Genomic DNA, 17269 nt, shown 5'->3' with positions numbered 1-17269 from the left:
CACCCTGATGCCCCCCTCCGCCAGAGGGTCATGCCACCATCGTCCGGGCGGTGACTGGTGATACGAGATCAAGAAGAGACCGAGAAGACGAAGGAGCAGGGTGTGCAGCCTCCGGAGGCGGCAAGCACCCCTGCGGCTGAGTCACACCCGGACGCGCCCGAGCCCGACGGCGCGCCCGACGGCCCCCCTGACAGCACCCCTGACAGCACCCCCGACGGCATTCCCGACGGCCCCCTCGGCGAGGACGACGCGCGCAGCGCCGAGTGCCCCTCCGTCACCGACGTAGCCCTCGTCGACCGTGTCTCCGGAGACGAGCCGCTGCTCGCCGCCCGCGTTCACCGCCCCTCCGACCTGCTGCGTCTGCTCATCGGCATCCTCGCGATCGCCGTGCTGCTCGCCATCGCCGCCTTCGCCCACGGCACCACCTCCGGCCTCGAAGAGGACATCAACAAGGGCACCGACCAGGCCCCGGACCTGCTGGTCAAGATCGCCGGACTGGTGTCCAGCATCGCCGTGCTGCTCGTCCCGGTCGCCTTCGCGATCGAGCGGCTCATCAAACGGGACGGGCTGCGCATCGCGGACGGCGTGCTCGCCGCCGTGCTCGCGCACGGCGTCACCCTCGCCACCGACCTCTGGGTCGCCGAGGCCGCTCCCGGCTCCATCCAGGACGCGCTGACCCAGACGCAGAGCGGCGGCGGACTGACGGACCCGGTGCACGGCTATCTCGCGCCCGTCATCGCGTATATGACGGCCGTCGGAATGTCCCGCAGGCCGCGCTGGCGCGTGATCCTGTGGGTGGTGCTGCTGCTCGACGCCTTCGCGATGCTGGTCGCCGGCTACACCACGCCGTTCTCGATCATCCTCACCGTGCTGCTCGGCTGGACCGTCGCGTACGGAACGCTGTACGCGGTCGGCTCCCCGAACGTACGGCCCACCGGCCAGACCCTGCTGGCCGGTCTGCGCCACGTCGGTTTCCGCCCGGTCACCGCGATGCGCGCCGAGGACGTGCCCGACTCCGCCGACCAGGGCGACCGCGGTCGCCGCTATCTGGTCACGCTGGAGGACGGCCCGCCGCTCGACGTCACCGTCGTCGACCGTGAGCAGCAGGCCCAGGGCTTCTTCTACCGCGTGTGGCGGCGGCTGACCCTGCGCTCCATCACCACCCGCCGCTCCATCCAGTCGCTGCGCCAGGCACTGGAACAGGAGGCGCTCCTCGCGTACGCGGCGATCGCCGCCGGAGCCAACGCCCCCAAGCTGATCGCCACCTCGGAGCTCGGTCCGGACGCCGTGATGCTGGTGTACGAGCACCTGGGCGGGCGTTCCCTGGACTCGATGGCGGACGAAGAGATCACCGACGACGTGGTACGGGGGGCCTGGCGGCAGGTGAAGGCGCTCCATTCCCGGCGCATCGCGCATCGCAGGCTGACCGGCGACGCGATTCTGGTGGATCGTTCCGGCAAGGTGATTCTGACCGACCTGCGCGGCGGCGAGATCGCGGCGGGCGATGTGGTGCTGCGCATGGATGTCGCGCAGCTCCTCACCACGATCGGGCTGCGGGTGGGCGCCAAGCGCGCGGTGGCCACCGCCGTCGGGGTGCTCGGCCCGGACGTGGTCGCCGACTGTCTGCCGCTGCTCCAGCCGATCGCGCTGAGCCGCTCCACCCGGGCGACGCTGCGCAGGCTGGCCCGTGAGCGCTCGCAGCGTGAGCGGGACGCGGTGCTTGAGGCGTCCGTGGCCGCCAGGCGTTCCCGTACGGAAACGCAGGAACAGCAGGAACAGCAGGAACAGCAGGAGACGGCCGCTGCGGGGCAGGCGGCTCCGGCAGAAGCCATGGGCGACGACCGCAAGGCCCTGCGCAAGTCCGAGCGCGCGGAGCGGCTGGCCGACAAGAAGGCCATCGACGAGGCCATGAACGTGGTGCGCGAGGAGGATCTGCTCTCCCAGATCCGCCAGCAGGTGCTGCTCATCCGACCACAGGCGCCGGTCGAGCCGGTCCGTCTGGAGCGGATCAGGCCACGTACGCTCCTGAGCCTCATCGCGGGCGCGGTCGCCGCGTACTTCCTGCTCTCGCAGCTCGCCGGGATCGACTTCGGCGACGTCTTCGGGCGGGCCCACTGGGGCTGGGTGGCCGTCGCCGTCGCGTTCTCGGCGCTCAGTTACGTCGCCGCCGCGATGAGCCTGCTGGGCTTCGTACCGGAGCGAGTGGGTTTCCGGCGGACCGTGGTCGCCCAGGTCGCCGGGTCCTTCGTCAAGATCGTCGCACCGGCCGCGGTCGGCGGTGTCGCCCTGAACACGCGCTTCCTGCAGCGCTCGGGCGTACGCCCCGGGCTCGCCGTGGCGAGTGTGGGCGCCTCGCAGCTCTTCGGACTGGGCGCGCACATCCTGCTGCTGCTCTCCTTCGGCTATCTCACCGGCACGGAGAAGACGGCCTCGCTCACCCCGTCGAGGACGGTGATCGCGGGTCTGCTGACGGTCGCGGTGCTCGTGCTGGTGGTGACCGCGATCCCGTTCCTGCGGAAGTTCGTCTCGACGCGGCTGCGCTCGCTGTTCGCGGGCGTGGTGCCGCGCATGCTGGACGTACTGCAACGGCCGATGAAACTGCTCACCGGCATCGGCGGGATGCTGCTGCTGACCGGTGTGTTCGTGATGTGTCTGGACGCGTCGATCCGGGCCTTCGGCGACGGCACGCAGCCGCTGAGTTTCGCGAGCATCGCCGTGGTGTTCCTGGCGGGCAACGCGCTGGGGTCGGCGGCGCCGACACCGGGTGGTGTGGGCGCGGTCGAGGGCGCGCTGACCTTCGGTCTGGTGCTGGCCGGGGTGCCGTCGGAGGTCGCGGCGCCCGCGGTGCTGCTGTACCGGATGCTGACGCTCTGGCTGCCGGTGCTGCCGGGGTGGTTCGCCTTCAACCACCTCACACGCAAGGGCGCGCTGTAGTTGTAGCGGGCGGGCTCTGGCCCCGCCGGCCCACCCGTACGGAACGTCCCGACGCGCGCCCCGCGCCCGTACGGCGGACGATGGCGGCATGCCGACCACCCCTGCCTCCGCCGTACGGGCCGCCGCACGCGCCGCCGTAAGCACCGTCGTAGGCACCGCGCTGCCTGTCGCCGTACGCGCCGTCGCTCTCGCCGCCTCCTCTGCCGTGCTGCTGGTCGCCGCGGGCTGCACCGACAACGGCGACAACGACAAGCAGGAGAACGAGCGGAAGGGCGCGCAGGGTCTCACCTCCCAGAAGCTGAACTGGCGGAAGTGCCCGGCCCCGTCCGAGGCCGAGGGCGGCGGGCCCGCGCCCTCACCGCTGCCCGGCGGCACCGCCTGGGAGTGCTCCTTCATGGACGTCCCGCTCGACTACGACAAGCCCGACGGCGAGACCATCGAGCTGGCCCTCATCCGTGCCAGGGCCCTCGACCAGAACAAGCGGATCGGCTCCCTCATCTTCAACTTCGGCGGCCCCGGCGGCTCCGGGGTCGCCACCCTGCCCTCCGCCGCCAAGGATTACGGAGCCCTGCGCAACCGCTACGACCTGGTGAGCTTCGATCCGCGCGGGGTCGGCCGCAGCGCGGGCGTGGAGTGCGAGGACGACCGTCAGCTCGACGCGTACTTCGCGCTCGACGCGACCCCTGACGACGCTGCCGAGGAGGAGGCCCTCATCGACGGCCGGAAGTCCTTCGCCGACGCCTGCGAGCAGAACTCAGGCAAGCAGCTTCCGCATGTGGGCACCCTCAACGCCGCCCGCGACATGGAGCTGATGCGCCAGGTCCTCGGCGACGACAAGCTCCACTACTTCGGGATCTCGTACGGCACCGAACTGGGCGGCGTCTACGCCCACCTGTACCCGGCGAATGTCGGCCGGGCCGTCTTCGACGCCGTCGTGGACCCGACCGACACCGTGGAACAGGGCTCCCTCGGCCAGGCCAAGGGCTTTCAGCTGGCCCTCACCAACTTCGCCGAGGACTGCGTGGCCCGCGGCGACAAGTGCCCGCTCCCCGGCTCCACCCCACAGGAGATCCAGGACTGGATCCTCGCGCTCCTCAAGAGGCTCGACGCCAAGCCGATCACCGGCAGCGCCGAGCGCAAACTCACCCAGACCCAGGCCGCCAACGGCATCGCGCAGGCCCTCTACTCCAAGAAGTACTGGCAGTTGCTGGAGCAGGGTCTGGACGAGGCCGACGGCGGCAACGGCGCGCTGCTGCTCGCGCTGTCCGACGCGATGAACGGCCGTAGCGAGAACGGCGACTACAGCAATCTCCAGGCGGCCAACGCGGCAATCAACTGCGTTGATTACAAGGAGCGTTACTCCCTGGAGCAGGCAAAAGCGAAACTGCCGGAGTTCCGCGCGGCGTCGCCGGTCTTCGGCGAATGGCTCGCGTGGGGGCTGATGGGCTGCAACGACTGGCCAGTGTCCGGCACCTGGTCCGACCCCGACGTGTCCGCGGCGGGCGCGCCCCCCATCGTTGTCATCGGCAACACCGGCGACCCGGCGACCCCGTACGAAGGCGCGAAGAAGATGGCGAACGAACTCGGCCCGGGTGTCGGCGTCGAGCTCACCTACAAGGGTGAGGGGCACGGCGCGTACAACAGCGGCAACGCGTGCGTGCAGCGGGCCGTGAACGCCTATCTGCTGGACGGCAGGGCGCCGACCGCCGGGACGGTCTGCCAGTGAGCCGCTGTCAGTAGCGCTGGCGTCAGTAGCCCGGCGGCAGTGGGCCGATGTCAGTGGGCCGGTGTCAGTGGCGCCACCTAGGATGTCGAAACAATCTTCGACTGCCGTTGATTGTTTTCGAAGCCTTGGGGGCGCGGGATGACGATGCGAGTACGGGCGGGGGCCCTGGCCCTGGCCGCGGTGCTGCTGGGGGCAACGGCCGTCGCCTGCGACAGCGGCGGCAACGGCACGAGCAGCGCCGCACCGTCCGTGTCCCCGTCCACTTCCCCGACGGCTCCCGGCGCGCGCGGCACGAGCAGCACGCCGAACACTCCGGAGCCGGCCACGCTGCCCGCCGCCCTGACCGGCCAGAAGCTCAGCTGGGAGGCCTGCGAGGCCCCCACCAAGGCATCCGGCAGCTACGCGCGGACGCCCGGCAAGCAGTGGCGGTGTGCCGTGCTCACAGCGCCGCTCGACTACACCGAACCCGCCGGTGACACGATCGGCATCGCCCTGATCCGCGCCACGGCGCGCGACAAGGACAAGCGGATCGGCTCGCTACTGTTCAATTTCGGCGGGCCGGGCGGCTCGGGCGTGGCCTCCCTGCCCGGCGCGGCCGAGGGCTTCAAGACGCTCCACAGCCGTTACGACCTGGTCAGTTTCGACCCGCGCGGGGTCGCGGAGAGCGCCGCGGTAATCTGCCGTGGCGACAAGGAGACAGAGTCGTCCCTGCGGCTGGACTTCACTCCCGACACACCCGCGGAGGAGAAGGCGTACCTGACCGACTCGACGGCCTTCGGCGCGGGCTGCGCCGAGCGGTCCGGGCAGGTGCTGCCGCATGTCGGCACGGACAACGCCGCCCGCGACATGGATCTGATACGTCAGGTGCTCGGCGACGACAAGCTCCACTACCTCGGCTTCTCGTACGGCACCGAACTGGGCGGCGTCTACGCCCACCTGTTCCCGTCGCGCGTCGGACGGCTTGTCCTGGATGCCGTGGTCGACCCGGCCGCCGACTATGCCGGGCACTCCCGCAATCAGGCCCTCGGGTTCCAGCGTGCCCTGGAGAACTACTTCAAGAGCCGCGGCGTCAGCGCGAAGGACGGCACCGCGCGCGTGGTGAAACTGCTCGACGAGCTGGACCGCCTGCCGCTGCCCACCGACGAGGGCCGCGAGCTCACCGAGAGCCTCGCGCTGACCGGAATCATCCTGCCGCTGTACTCCGAGGACAACTGGCCGCTGCTGACCGACGCGCTGAAGGAGGCCGAGAACGGTGACGGCACCCGGCTCCTGCTGATGGCCGAGTCGTACAACAACCGCGACGAGAACGGTCACTACAGCACCCAGAACCACTCACAGCGCGCCATATCCTGCGCGGACACCCAGGGCCGGGCGACGGCCGCCGAGGTCAGGTCCCGCCATCTGGCCGAGTTCACGAAGGTGTCGCCGGTCTTCGGCCCGTATCTGGCCTGGGACCTGGCGGGCTGGTGCGCGAACTGGCCGGTGCCCGGCGCGTCCGAGACCCCGGAGGTCGGCGCGGCGGGCGCGGCGCCGATCCTGGTCGTCGGCACCACGGGCGACCCCGCGACCCCCTACGAGGGCGCGAAGAAGATGGCGGACGAACTGGGCGCGGGCGTGGGGGTGCTGCTCACCAACAAGGGCGAGGGGCACGGCGCGTACGGCAACAGCGGCTGCGTCACCCAGACGGTGGACGCGTATCTGCTGGACGGCAAGGTACCGGCGAACGGCAAGACCTGCTCGTAGCGATACTGCCCCGCGGCACAGCGTGCGCAGGGCGTGCAGGGCGCGGAAATGCCGGGGCCCCGGGCCAGAGCACTGGTCCGGGGCCCCGCAGATCTCCGCTGGGCTCAGTAGATCGGCTTGGTCGGCTCGATCTGGTTGACCCAGCCGATCACGCCGCCGCCGAGGTGCACCGCGTCCGCGAAGCCCGCCGACTTCAGCACCGCGAGTACTTCCGCACTGCGGACACCCGTCTTGCAATGCAAGACGATCTTCTTGTCCTGCGGCAGTCCCTGCAGGGCGGTGCCCATCAGGAACTCGTCCTTCGGGATCAGCCGCGCGCCGGGGATCGAGACGATCTCGTACTCGTTGACCTCGCGCACATCGATGACGTCGATGTTCTCGCCGTCGTCCATCCACTCCTTGAGCTGCTTGGGAGTGATGGTCGAACCGGCCGCCGCCTCCTGCGCCTCCTCGGAGACGACGCCGCAGAAGGCCTCGTAGTCGATGAGCTCGGTGACGGTGGGGTTCTCACCGCAGACCGCGCAGTCCGGGTCCTTGCGGACCTTGACCTGGCGGTACTGCATCTCCAGAGCGTCGTAGATCATCAGTCGGCCGACCAGCGGCTCGCCGATGCCCGCGAGGAGCTTGATGGCCTCATTGACCTGGATGGAGCCAATGGACGCGCAGAGCACGCCCAGCACGCCGCCCTCGGCGCAGCTCGGAACCATGCCGGGGGGCGGGGGCTCCGGGTAGAGGCAGCGGTAGCAGGGCCCGTGCTCGGACCAGAACACCGAGGCCTGACCGTCGAAGCGGTAGATCGAGCCCCAGACGTACGGCTTGTTCAGCAGTACGCAGGCGTCGTTGACGAGGTAGCGGGTCGCGAAGTTGTCCGTGCCGTCAACGATCAGGTCGTACTGGGAGAAGATCTCCATCACGTTCTCGGCTTCGAGCCGCTCTTCGTGGAGGACGACGTTCACGTACGGGTTGATGCCGAGGACCGTGTCGCGCGCGGACTGGGCCTTGGAGCGGCCGATGTCCGCCTGGCTGTGGATGATCTGGCGCTGCAGGTTCGACTCGTCCACCTCGTCGAACTCCACGATGCCGAGCGTGCCGACGCCCGCCGCGGCGAGATACATCAGCGCCGGCGAACCCAGGCCGCCGGCACCCACACACAGCACACGCGCGTTCTTCAGCCGCTTCTGCCCGTCCATTCCCACATCGGGAATGATCAGGTGGCGGGAGTACCTGCGGACCTCGTCTACGGAGAGCTCAGCAGCTGGCTCTACCAGGGGTGGCAACGACACGGGGGCTCCGTCGGTCGGTGTGAGTCAGTACGGTTGTTCTGTCCGTAACACTGCCACGGTCCTCCTCATTCCGAGACACCCGGTCCGGTCTGCGAGACGATGCCGTCCCAGAAGCCGGGCAGTGGTCAGATGCGGCAAGCCGCCTCCATCCAGATGTCCGCCAGGGACTCTTCGAGATTGATACGGGGCCGCCAGCCGAGCCGGTCACGGGCGGTGCGCACATCCGCCTGCTGCCAGCCGCCGCAGCCGTCGGGGTACGGCGCCGGGGTCGCGGTCGCCGTCAGGTGGTCCAGTACGGACTCGCTGCGTGGGGCGCCGATCGTGTGCCTGCCGGAGGGCGTGTCCAGTTCGAGCAGCCCGCCCCCGTAGCCCGCGACCCGCGCCAGGACGGCGGCGGCGTCGCGCAGCCGCACAGCACGACCCGTACCGATGTTGACGACGCCCTGCGCCGCGGACAGAGAGGCGGCGTGCACGGCGCGCGCCACGTCCCGTACGTCGACGAAGTCGCGCTGGACGCCGAGGCCGCCGAGTTTGAGCTCGCCGTCGCCCGCCTGCATGGCGCGGCGCATCGCCTCGGCGAGCCGGCCGAGCGGGGAGCCCGCCGGGGTGCCGGGACCGACCGGCGAGAAGACCCGCAGCACGACGGCGTCCAGGCCCGCGCCGAGTACCAGCTCGGTGGCGGCGAGCTTGCTCACGCCGTACGGGCCGCCGGGGCGCGGCACCGCGTCCTCCGCGGTGGACGAACCCTGCTGCGAGGGCCCGTACTCGGAGGCGCAGCCGAGCTGGACGAGCCGGGCGCCGCAGCCGCTGCGGCGCAGGGCCTCGCAGACGGTGGCGACGGCGACGGTGTTGTGGCGGGCCAGTTCGCGGGCGCCGCCGCGGGTGGTGCCCGCGCAGTTGATGACGACGCCGGGGTGGACCGCGCCCAGGAAGCGGGTGAGCGCGCCGGGGCTGCCTCCGGCGAGGTCGAAGCGTACGTCGGCGTCGTCACCGCGCCCGAGGGCGGTGAGGTGCACGGCGGGGTCGGCGAGCAGCCGGTCGGCGACGAAGCGGCCGAGGAATCCATTGGCACCGAGCAGGAGCACCCTCATCGCGTGCCCGCCCCTCGGTGCCGACGGGCCGGAACTGGGGATTCGGGGGTCATGTCGCTGTCTCCTTAAGGTGTTGCCGAGGGTGTTGCCGAGGGTGATGCCTGGTGTTGCCCGGGTGTTGCCTGGGCTCTCAGTGGACGTGCGCCGAGGCCCGGGACAGGGCCGCGGTGGCGTGGGCCAGCAGTCCGAGGGCGGCGGCCCCGCAGGCGAGAGCCGGTACGGCTCCGGCGCCCCACGCTCCGGTCACCGCCTCTACGGGTCTCGCCAGGAAGCCGTAGCCGGGGAGCAGCCGTGCGGCCGGCTGGAGGGCGAGGGCGGCGGCTTCGATCGCGCAGGCGGTGGCGAGGCCCGCGGACGCGGACCTGGGGAAGCCGTGAACGATGAGCAGACGCGCCAGGAAGAGCAGGGTGCCGAGGGCGGTGACGGGGACGAGCGCACCGTGCGGGAGGACGAGGTCGGTGACTACGAGGAGCGCGGCGAGGGCGCTGACGTACAGGGCGACGACCCCGAGCAGCAGCGGGCGCGCCCCGGACGCGAACTCCGCAAGCCCGCGGCTGGAGTCCAGCCCGCGCCGCGCGCGTACGGCGAAGAGGCGCGCGCACCACACGGCGGGAGCGACGGCGAACGCGAGTCCGACGAGCGGGCGGCCGGGGGCGGCGAGGTGGGCGGGCAGCCCCGCGCCGTACGCCGTGTACGCCGTGTACGCCAGCAGCCAGAGCGTCCACGTCCACAGGCGTACGGCCGGGGCGGTGCGCTCCACTGCGCGCAGTGATCCGTAGCGCAGGCAGACCGCGAGCGCCGCGGCGACGGCGAGCCCGCCCACCGACCCGGCGGCGAGGCGAACCGCTCCCTCGGTGGCCTCCGTGCCGATGACGGCGAGGGCACAGACGGTGCCCGGCAGCAGCGGGAGGAGTGCATGGAGCGCGAGGTGTGCGCGCCGGGCGCGTGGGTCGGTGGCGCACGCCGAGTGGCCGACGGCCGCCGCCTCGCCCGACGACTCCCACTCTGTTCCGTGCGGCACGCGCGCGTACAGCTCCTCGGCGAGCGAGAAGACATCGCGGTGGCGGAAACGGGCGGCGGTCCGGTCGGTGACGCCGTGGGCTTCGAGGCCCGCGGCGATCTCCAGGGGGTCGACGGCGCGTTCGCACAGCTCGCGGTGGCGGTGCATGAGCGCCTTGACGGGGTCGGCATAGCCCTCGCCGGCGCTCTCGGGGACGGTGGTACGGGCGGTGTTCATGAGCCTGCCTCCTCGGCCGAGACCGCCGAGACCGCCGAGACCGCCGAGACCGCCGATACAGGCGTTACGGCCGCGCCGACCAGCTTCGGATCCGGCTCTTCCGCCCAGCGCGGGGTACGGCCACGCGAAGCCGTGCCGCTGCCCGCCCAGCGGCCGGGCACATGGGCCTCGGGCGGGTGGGCGAAGGGCAGCGGCTCACCGTCGGCGTCGAGAGCCGCCGCCTCGCGCCGTACCGGGGAGTGCGAGATGAGCTCCAGATAGCTGGAGTGAAACGCCGTCAGGTGCTGATCGACCGTGAAGAGCTCCAGCGCACGGGCGCGCGCCGCCGCGCCGAGCCGTTCCCGGCGCTCCGGGTCGCGCAACAGCGCCAGGCAGGCGTCCGCCAGCGCCCGCGGGTCGCGCGCGGGCACCACCAGCCCCGTACCACCGATGACTTCGACCACGGCGCCCGCGTCCGTGGAAACCGTCGCGCGGCCACTGAACATCGCCTCGACCAGGCTGACCGGGAAGCCTTCCACGATGCTGGAGAGGACGACCACGCCTCCGGAGGCGTAAGCCTCCGCGTCGGTGATCCCGGGTACTCCGGGCGTCCCGGGCGCCCCGGGTCCGCCGAGTTCCTCGAAGGAGACGGCGTTGTCGAAGGACGCGTACCCGTCGGCCGCTCCGTCGGGGAAGAGCGCGGTGGCCAGCCCCTTGCAGTGCGCGAGGTACGTCGTCGCCTCGGACCCCGGCTCCGGGGGCGCGGCGAACAGCCGCAGCCGGGCCCGCGGCTCCTCCCTGCGCACGACCGCGAAGGCGTGGAGCAGCGAGACGAGGTCCTTGGCGGGCTCGGTCCGGCCGACCCAGACGAGGGTGTACGGGTCCCCGGTCCCGTCGCCCTCGCCCACCGCCGCGAAACGGTCCGCCTCCATCCCGGGATAGACGACGCGCAGCTTGGCGCGGTCGGCGCCGCACTTCTCCTGCCAGCGGCGTACATGGGCACTGCCCGCCGTGATGACGGAGGCCTGTTCGTACACCTCGCCCGCCAGCAGGCCGTGGAAGGCGGCGAGCAGCACCCGTGCGGGCGCGCTGAGCCCGCCCGGTCCGCTGTCGCCCGCGGCCAGGTAGTGCGCGCGCAGCCGTACGTCGTACTCGGTGACCAGCAACGGCACGCCGAAGAAGCGTTTGGCCAGCAGACCGGGCAGGGCAACGGCCCCGCCGGAGGTGGCGTGGCACAGGTCCACCGCGCCCAGTACGTCCGCGCCATACCAGCCCAGCGAGAGCGGGCGCAGGGCGCGCTCCAGCAGGTCGGCAAAGGCGAGGTGGTCGGCGACGGTCGCGGCGTGCACGGCGCGGTGCGCGCCAGGGGCGCGGCAGGCGGCTTCCAGGGCGCGTACGGATGCTTCGGAGCGCAGAGCGGCGTGGAGTCCGCCGTGCACGCGGGTCAGTTCGGCGAGTCCGTAGAGCCCTTCGGCGAAGCCGTCGCTCTTGTCGCCGCCGGCGCAGACGGCGGCGACAAGGTCCGTGAAGTGACCGACGAAGAGACGCCGTTCGCGCCGTCCGTACGCGCGCCTGTTCCCGTCGCGCTCTTCGCGCCGGGCGGCGCTTTTCAGCGCGTAGACGTCGAACTCGTGCTGCGCGAGCCCGCGCACGAGCCGGTCGCACCACAGCATGGCCTCACCCGCCGCACACGGGGAACCACCATCCGTAAGCAGTCCGATCCGCACGAGCGCACCTTCGATCTCCCTCATGGTGGGCCGCCGTTGGTCCGGCGACTCGCAGCGGGACGACGTTAAGCGGATACGACGGTGGCGCGACGGACGGTTGTCCATCGCGCCACCGGAAGGGGTGAATGCACGTAACTTTCCTGCGCGCCCAGCGTTCTCTCTCGCTACGGCCTACGGCTCAGCCCGTGGGATACACCCAGGGGTTGGCTCGGCACTTGATCCCCTCGACGTCCAGGGTCTTCGTCTGCTGCTGCATCACCGGCGCGAGCGCGCCCGGCGTACTGCAGTTCACATGACCGTAGCCGAGCCGGTGCCCGACCTCATGGTTGATGAGCATCTGCCGGTAGGCGAGCATCGCCTTGGGGCCGTACGTCTCCGCGCCCCGCGCCCAGCGGAACGCGTTGATCATCACGCGGTCGGTCGACGCGGAGTCGCAGCTGACATTGTCGACGGTCGTATCGAGACCGGACTTCGCGCACCAGACAGCGGTGGTTCCCGGGCTGGCGAGCGTGATCACGAATTCCGGCTTGCCGGACGAGATCCGCTCGAACGACATCGTCCCGCCGTGCGCCCAGCTCCGGTCGTCGTTCAGGGTCTCCTGGACCGCCCTGGCGAACAGCGTGCCGTCCAGGCCGAGGCCCTTCTCGACGTCCACCCGATAGGGGACCTTGCGGCCCTTGCCCGGCGCCTTCTCGAAGCCGGGCACGGCCGTGAAGCTGCCCGAGGCCGTGAGCTTCGGGTCGAGCGTGAACTGGGTGGCCATCAGCTTGGCGTATGTGACCGGCGCGGCAGGGGCAACGGGCACGGCGGGCGCTCCGGCTTTGGGCGGCACCAAGCGGGCGTTCGAGCGGGATGCCGGGCTCTTGGCGGCCGCCCGGTCCGGGTCGCCGGACTGTGCGCTCGGCTTGTCGCGGCTGTCGCTGATGACCTGTCCCGCGACCACGACCCCGAGCACGGTGATCACCGCGGCTGCCGCGATCCCGGTGAAGGTGCGCCCCTTGCCACCCTTGACGGGTTCCTTCCCGGGAGTCCCGGGCGGGTCGGACGGGTCGGACGGGTCGGACGGGTCAGGCTCGTCCGCCGTGGCCCTGTCTTTCCGCTTCGAGTCGCCGTTCGACTCGCTGTCCGCGCCGACGACAGGACTGTACGGATCGAGCGAATCGGACGGCGACGCGCGCCCTGCGGCCTGCGTCTGCCCGAAGGCGTCGAAGTTCTCGAAAGCCTCAAACGCCTGTACGAACTCGGGGCGTGGCCCCGTTTTGCGGGCTCCGCCCGGTGCCGTACGAGGCCAGTCGCCAAACCGCTGCGCCGACGAAGCCGACGAAGAGGACGGGGACGAGGGAGAGGAAGAGGACGAAGACGAGGACTGCGACGGGGACTGCGGCGTGCTGCCCCAGCCGCCGCCCGCTTCGTGCTGCTCGGGGTGTCCGCCCCGTGCCTGGGACGTGCCGTATCCAGAAGGTGCGTGCTGCTCAGGACCGGCCCCGGGGGCGTGCCTGCGCCGCCCGCCGCCCGAGCTCTCGCCGACAATTTCCCACTCGCCGGTGGCCGCCGTATCCGTGCCGGTGGCCGCGCCCGCGCCCGTACCCGGCCCTGTACCGGCCCCGTCGCCGGAGCCGGAGCCCTTGGGTGCGGGGCCTTTACGGCTGTGTCGTCCCACGCCCCGGATCAGCTCCTACCGCAGTCGTCCAGCAGTTCCCGGAAGGCCTGGGCGACCATTTCCGGGTACTCCATCATCGCAACGTGGCCGGCGTCCGGAAGCGTCAACAGCCGGGAAACTCTGAAGGCCGCCGCTGCCTTGCGAGCCATACGATACGAGACAAGCTGGTCCCGTCCTCCGTAAACGAGGAGTGTCGGCGCAAGCACCCGCTCCGCCTGTCGCCACAACCCATGCTGTCCGCCCAAGGTGTACGCGTCGACTATGCCTCGCGCGGAGCGCGCCAGGGCGTCCCAGAAATACGGCAACTGGACGCGCCGCTCCATCTCCTGCACGGCGTGGCGCAGCGCCTCTTCGGTGACGCGCGAGGGATCTCCGTAACACAGAGCCAGCATCCCCCGGGTGCGCTGCTCGGCCGTCCAGTCCTTGGTCATCCTGTTGAAGAGCGAGGCGACTCCGGGCAGTGCCACCAGCGCGGTGGGCACGGCCGAGCGCTGCACCCTGATCTCGGGCAGGGCGGGCGAGACCAGCGTGAGCGTACGCACGAGGTCCGGCCGGACGGCGGCGACGCGGGTGGAGACGGCTCCGCCGAGCGAGTTGCCCACCAGATGCACGGGCCCGCGCCCGGCGGCGTCGAGGTAGCGGATCACCGCTCTGGCGTGGCCGGTGAGCGAGTAGTTGCCGTCGTCCGGCGGCGGGGAGTCGCCGAACCCGGGCAGGTCGAGCGCCTCGCCGTCCACGACGTCCGCGAGCAGCGGCATCAGGTCGGACCAGTTCAGCGAGGAGCCGCCGAGACCGTGCACATACAGGGCGGGCGCGAGACCGGCGCGGGCCGGTGGCCGGGCTCTGACGGTGAGCGTCAGTCCGGGCAGCGCGACGGCGCGAAGCTCTTCGCCCTCGGCGACGCGCACGGTCGCGACCCTCGGGGACACGGCGGCAGTGGCGGCGCGGACTCCCGGCAGCTCGGTCGAAGACATGCGGCAATGTTACGAGACGATCACACGCTGGATCGTGTGTTCGGCGTCACACATCGCATAGCGCCACAAGGGGGTACCTCCTACGCTCGTAGTAAAGGCGCTCTCCATGGAAAGCGGTGCTGCATGCCTGTAGATCCCACAGATCCGGAAACCTTCGAGGAAATCGAAGAAAAAGCAGCCGACGACCGGGACGCCGCGAGTGATGAACGTGATGAAGAGGTGCCCGAGGCCGATGCCGCCGAGCAGCGCACAGAGGTGCGGCCGGAGCACGACGACCCGCTGACAGGCATCAACCCCGACGCCGCGAATGAGGCCGACGCCGCGGAACAGGCCCGGGTCGTCGCCATGGATGAGGACGACTACCGGTGACCTGCCCCTTTTTGCCCCCGAATCGGGAGCTACCGCGGCCGTCCGGTCCGTGAAATTCTGCGTCCGCGACACGCACAGTCGGGTTACCCAAAAGTACGATGGCGGCGCGGCGCACAGCGCGCACGGAAGAAATTTTGGGAGGCGGCGTGACAGCCATCGAGCAGACAGAGGCGGCGCGCCCGCGAGGCACGCGTCTGCCACGCCGAGCCCGCAGGAACCAGCTTCTGGGCGCTGCCCAGGAGGTTTTCGTGGCCCAGGGCTACCACTCGGCCGCGATGGACGACATCGCCGAGCGGGCAGGCGTCAGCAAGCCCGTGCTCTATCAGCACTTTCCGGGCAAGCTGGAGCTGTACCTGGCTCTGCTGGATCAGCACTGTGAGTCGCTGCTGGACTCGGTCCGTACGGCGCTGGCGTCGACGACCGACAACAAACTGCGCGTCGCCGCGACGATGGACGCGTACTTCGCGTACGTCGAGGACGAGGGCGGGGCCTTCCGGCTGGTCTTCGAGTCGGACCTGACGAATGAGCCCGCGGTGCGCGAGCGCGTGGACCGGGTCTCGCTCCAGTGCGCCGAGGCGATCTCCGATGTGATCGCGGAGGACACGGACCTGTCCAAGGAGGAGTCGATGCTCCTGGCCGTAGGCCTGGGCGGGGTCTCCCAGGTGGTCGCCCGCTACTGGCTCTCCAGCGGTTCCGTCATCCCGCGCGACACCGCGGTACAGCTGCTGACGTCACTGGCGTGGCGGGGCATCGCGGGCTTCCCGCTGCACGGCGCCGACCAGCACTGACCAGCACTGAGGCGCAAGGGACGACGCGAGGGCCGAGGGGGAATGCGGGGTGTTCGCTCCTGGCGTTGACCTCGGATCCCTGCCGCCTGCACTCACCGGGCTAATGTGTGCTGCGTCCAGCGCGGCTGACCGCGCAACACACTGACCGTTCGAAGGGACATAGCCGTGGAGGTCAAGATCGGCGTGCAGCACGCGCCCCGGGAGATCGTTCTGGAGAGCGGGCAGTCCGCCGAGGAGGTCGAGCGCGCGGTAGGCGAGGCGCTCGCCGGCAAGGTGCGGCTGCTCGTCCTCTCGGACGACAAGGGCCGCAAGGTCCTCGTGCCGGCCGACCGGATCGCGTATGTCGAGATCGGCGAGCCGGCGGCGCGACGCGTGGGCTTCGGCGCGCTGTAGCACCGCGAAGCAACGCTCTGGGGCCGTCATAAGCGACCAGAACATGACAGACAGATGAGGGCCCGGCGGAATCCCCGCCGGGCCCTCATCCGCTGGTCGTTCCGCCGGTGGTTCCGCTGGTCGTTCGGGTGGTCTTCCGCTCGTAGCGGAGTGGTCGCGGAGGGTTGCTTTCCGTGGACGACGGGTAGTACGGGCTACGAAACGATCTGCCCGCCCCGGCGTCCGTGAGGTGATCAGCAGTGCTCCTGTTGGAAACGCTCGGTTCAGTCCTGCTCGGGCTCGCCCTCGCCTGGGCCGCGGTCGGGCAGCTGCCCGACCGCCTCCCGGCCCGGCGCGTGGTCTTCACCACGGGCCCGCTCGGCGCGCTCTTCGGCGCCTATGTGACGCATGCCGCGCTCGGCCCCGGCCACCTGCTGGCGACGCTGGTGGGCGCGGCGGCCATCGGAGCCGTACTGCTCTCGCTGCTGATCCGCCCCTCGGCGCGGCGACTGCGCCGGGCGTTCCCTTTCTGACGCCGCACGACCGGCCGCCGCAGCCTGAGGCGCCGGAGAATCCGCATCCGCTCTAGGCACGCCCTCAGGCCGCGGCTGCGTTCCCCCGCTACGGGCCCGCTTCAGGCCGCGAGCCCCAGCGCCGCCATCCGCTTGGTGTGCGCCTCGGTGATCCGGGAGAACATCCGGCCCACCTCCGCGAGGTCGAAGCCGTCCGCGACGCCGCCCACGAGCATCGTGGAGAGCGCGTCGCGGTTCGCCACCACCCGCTGCGCCTGCGACAGCGCCTCGCCCATCAGCCGTCGCGCCCACAGCGCGAGCCGTCCGCCGACACGCGGCTCAGCCTCGATCGCGGCGCGGACCTTCTCGACCGCGAAGTTGCCGTGGCCGGTGTCGTCGAGCACCGCCAGCACCAGCGCGCGGGTGTCGGTGTCCAGCCGGGCCGCGACCTCACGGTAGAAGTCACTGGCGATCGAGTCGCCGACGTACGCCTTGACCAGGCCCTCCAGCCAGTCCGACGGCGCGGTCTGGCGGTGGAAGTCGTCCAGAGCCTGCGCGAACGGCTCCATCGCGGCCGTCGGCTCGACGTCAATGGCGGTGAGGCGGTCGCGGAGCCGCTCGAAGTGATGGAACTCGGCGGAGGCCATCTTCGCCAGCGCGGCCTTGTCGCCGAGCGTCGGCGCGAGCTTGGCGTCCTCGGCGAGCCGCTCGAAGGCCGCCAGCTCGCCGTACGCGAGCGCGCCCAGCAGATCCACAACAGCGGCGCGGTACTGGGGGTCGGCGGATGCCGTGGCCCAGTCCTGGGCGGCGATCCCGGTGGGTTCAGGGGCATTGTCAGGCGTCTGCATGAAGCGCACAATAGCCCGCTCATTGC

General features: G+C 71.0%; 14 protein-coding genes. 7 read left to right on the top strand and 7 right to left on the bottom strand.

Going from position 1 to position 17269, the window contains the following annotated elements:
* Window positions 1-102: 102 nt before the first annotated feature.
* The 3 genes from ACIHCQ_RS06165 to ACIHCQ_RS06155 all read left to right on the top strand — a co-directional run bounded on the left by ACIHCQ_RS06165 (window position 103) and on the right by ACIHCQ_RS06155 (window position 6403).
* A complete protein-coding gene (locus ACIHCQ_RS06165) occupies window positions 103-2934 on the top strand; it encodes a lysylphosphatidylglycerol synthase domain-containing protein (protein WP_399658463.1) in 2832 nt (943 codons plus the stop codon).
* Between the two features lie 88 nt (window positions 2935-3022).
* A complete protein-coding gene (locus ACIHCQ_RS06160; RefSeq protein ID WP_399658462.1) occupies window positions 3023-4660 on the top strand; it encodes an alpha/beta hydrolase in 1638 nt (545 codons plus the stop codon).
* Between the two features lie 138 nt (window positions 4661-4798).
* Window positions 4799-6403, top strand: a complete 1605-nt coding sequence (locus ACIHCQ_RS06155) for an alpha/beta hydrolase (RefSeq protein ID WP_399658460.1) — start codon at window positions 4799-4801, stop codon at window positions 6401-6403.
* A gap of 104 nt (window positions 6404-6507) precedes the next feature.
* Here the strand turns inward: ACIHCQ_RS06155 and moeZ are convergent, their stop codons facing one another.
* From moeZ to ACIHCQ_RS06125, 6 genes are all read right to left on the bottom strand, one after another.
* A complete protein-coding gene (gene moeZ / locus ACIHCQ_RS06150) occupies window positions 6508-7686 on the bottom strand; it encodes an adenylyltransferase/sulfurtransferase MoeZ (protein ID WP_399658459.1) in 1179 nt (392 codons plus the stop codon).
* A gap of 125 nt (window positions 7687-7811) precedes the next feature.
* Window positions 7812-8777, bottom strand: a complete 966-nt coding sequence (locus ACIHCQ_RS06145; RefSeq protein ID WP_399658458.1) for an NAD-dependent epimerase/dehydratase family protein — start codon at window positions 8775-8777, stop codon at window positions 7812-7814.
* 130 nt (window positions 8778-8907) lie between these two features.
* Window positions 8908-10014, bottom strand: a complete 1107-nt coding sequence (locus ACIHCQ_RS06140) for a hypothetical protein (protein ID WP_399658457.1) — start codon at window positions 10012-10014, stop codon at window positions 8908-8910.
* Window positions 10011-11720: a glycosyltransferase gene (locus ACIHCQ_RS06135; protein ID WP_399658663.1), complete on the bottom strand. Its 1710-nt coding sequence runs from the start codon at window positions 11718-11720 to the stop codon at window positions 10011-10013. The genes ACIHCQ_RS06140 and ACIHCQ_RS06135 overlap by 4 nt, the downstream gene beginning before the upstream one ends.
* A gap of 178 nt (window positions 11721-11898) precedes the next feature.
* Complete coding sequence (locus tag ACIHCQ_RS06130; protein WP_399658456.1) at window positions 11899-13380, bottom strand: DUF3152 domain-containing protein; 1482 nt, start codon at window positions 13378-13380, stop codon at window positions 11899-11901.
* A gap of 8 nt (window positions 13381-13388) precedes the next feature.
* On the bottom strand, window positions 13389-14354 hold the full coding sequence (locus ACIHCQ_RS06125; RefSeq protein ID WP_399658455.1) for an alpha/beta fold hydrolase: 966 nt from the start codon (window positions 14352-14354) through the stop codon (window positions 13389-13391).
* A gap of 123 nt (window positions 14355-14477) precedes the next feature.
* Between ACIHCQ_RS06125 and ACIHCQ_RS06120 the strand changes: the two genes are divergently transcribed.
* From ACIHCQ_RS06120 to ACIHCQ_RS06105, 4 genes are all read left to right on the top strand, one after another.
* Complete coding sequence (locus tag ACIHCQ_RS06120) at window positions 14478-14723, top strand: hypothetical protein (protein WP_399658453.1); 246 nt, start codon at window positions 14478-14480, stop codon at window positions 14721-14723.
* Window positions 14724-14869: 146 nt separating this feature from the next.
* Window positions 14870-15511, top strand: a complete 642-nt coding sequence (locus ACIHCQ_RS06115) for a TetR/AcrR family transcriptional regulator (protein ID WP_399658452.1) — start codon at window positions 14870-14872, stop codon at window positions 15509-15511.
* A 165-nt stretch (window positions 15512-15676) separates the two neighbouring features.
* Entirely contained in the window at window positions 15677-15904 is a 228-nt protein-coding gene (locus ACIHCQ_RS06110) for a DUF3107 domain-containing protein (protein ID WP_399658451.1), read from the top strand.
* A gap of 239 nt (window positions 15905-16143) precedes the next feature.
* A complete protein-coding gene (locus tag ACIHCQ_RS06105) occupies window positions 16144-16416 on the top strand; it encodes a hypothetical protein (protein ID WP_399658450.1) in 273 nt (90 codons plus the stop codon).
* 101 nt (window positions 16417-16517) lie between these two features.
* On the opposite strand, the gene ACIHCQ_RS06100 is transcribed toward ACIHCQ_RS06105, so the two are convergent.
* Entirely contained in the window at window positions 16518-17243 is a 726-nt protein-coding gene (locus ACIHCQ_RS06100) for a ferritin-like fold-containing protein (protein ID WP_399658449.1), read from the bottom strand.
* Window positions 17244-17269 lie beyond the last annotated feature (26 nt).

Origin of the sequence: Streptomyces sp. NPDC052236, assembly GCF_044548015.1 — a bacterium.
Classification (GTDB): domain Bacteria; phylum Actinomycetota; class Actinomycetes; order Streptomycetales; family Streptomycetaceae; genus Streptomyces.
This window is presented reverse-complemented; position numbering and strand designations above follow the sequence as displayed.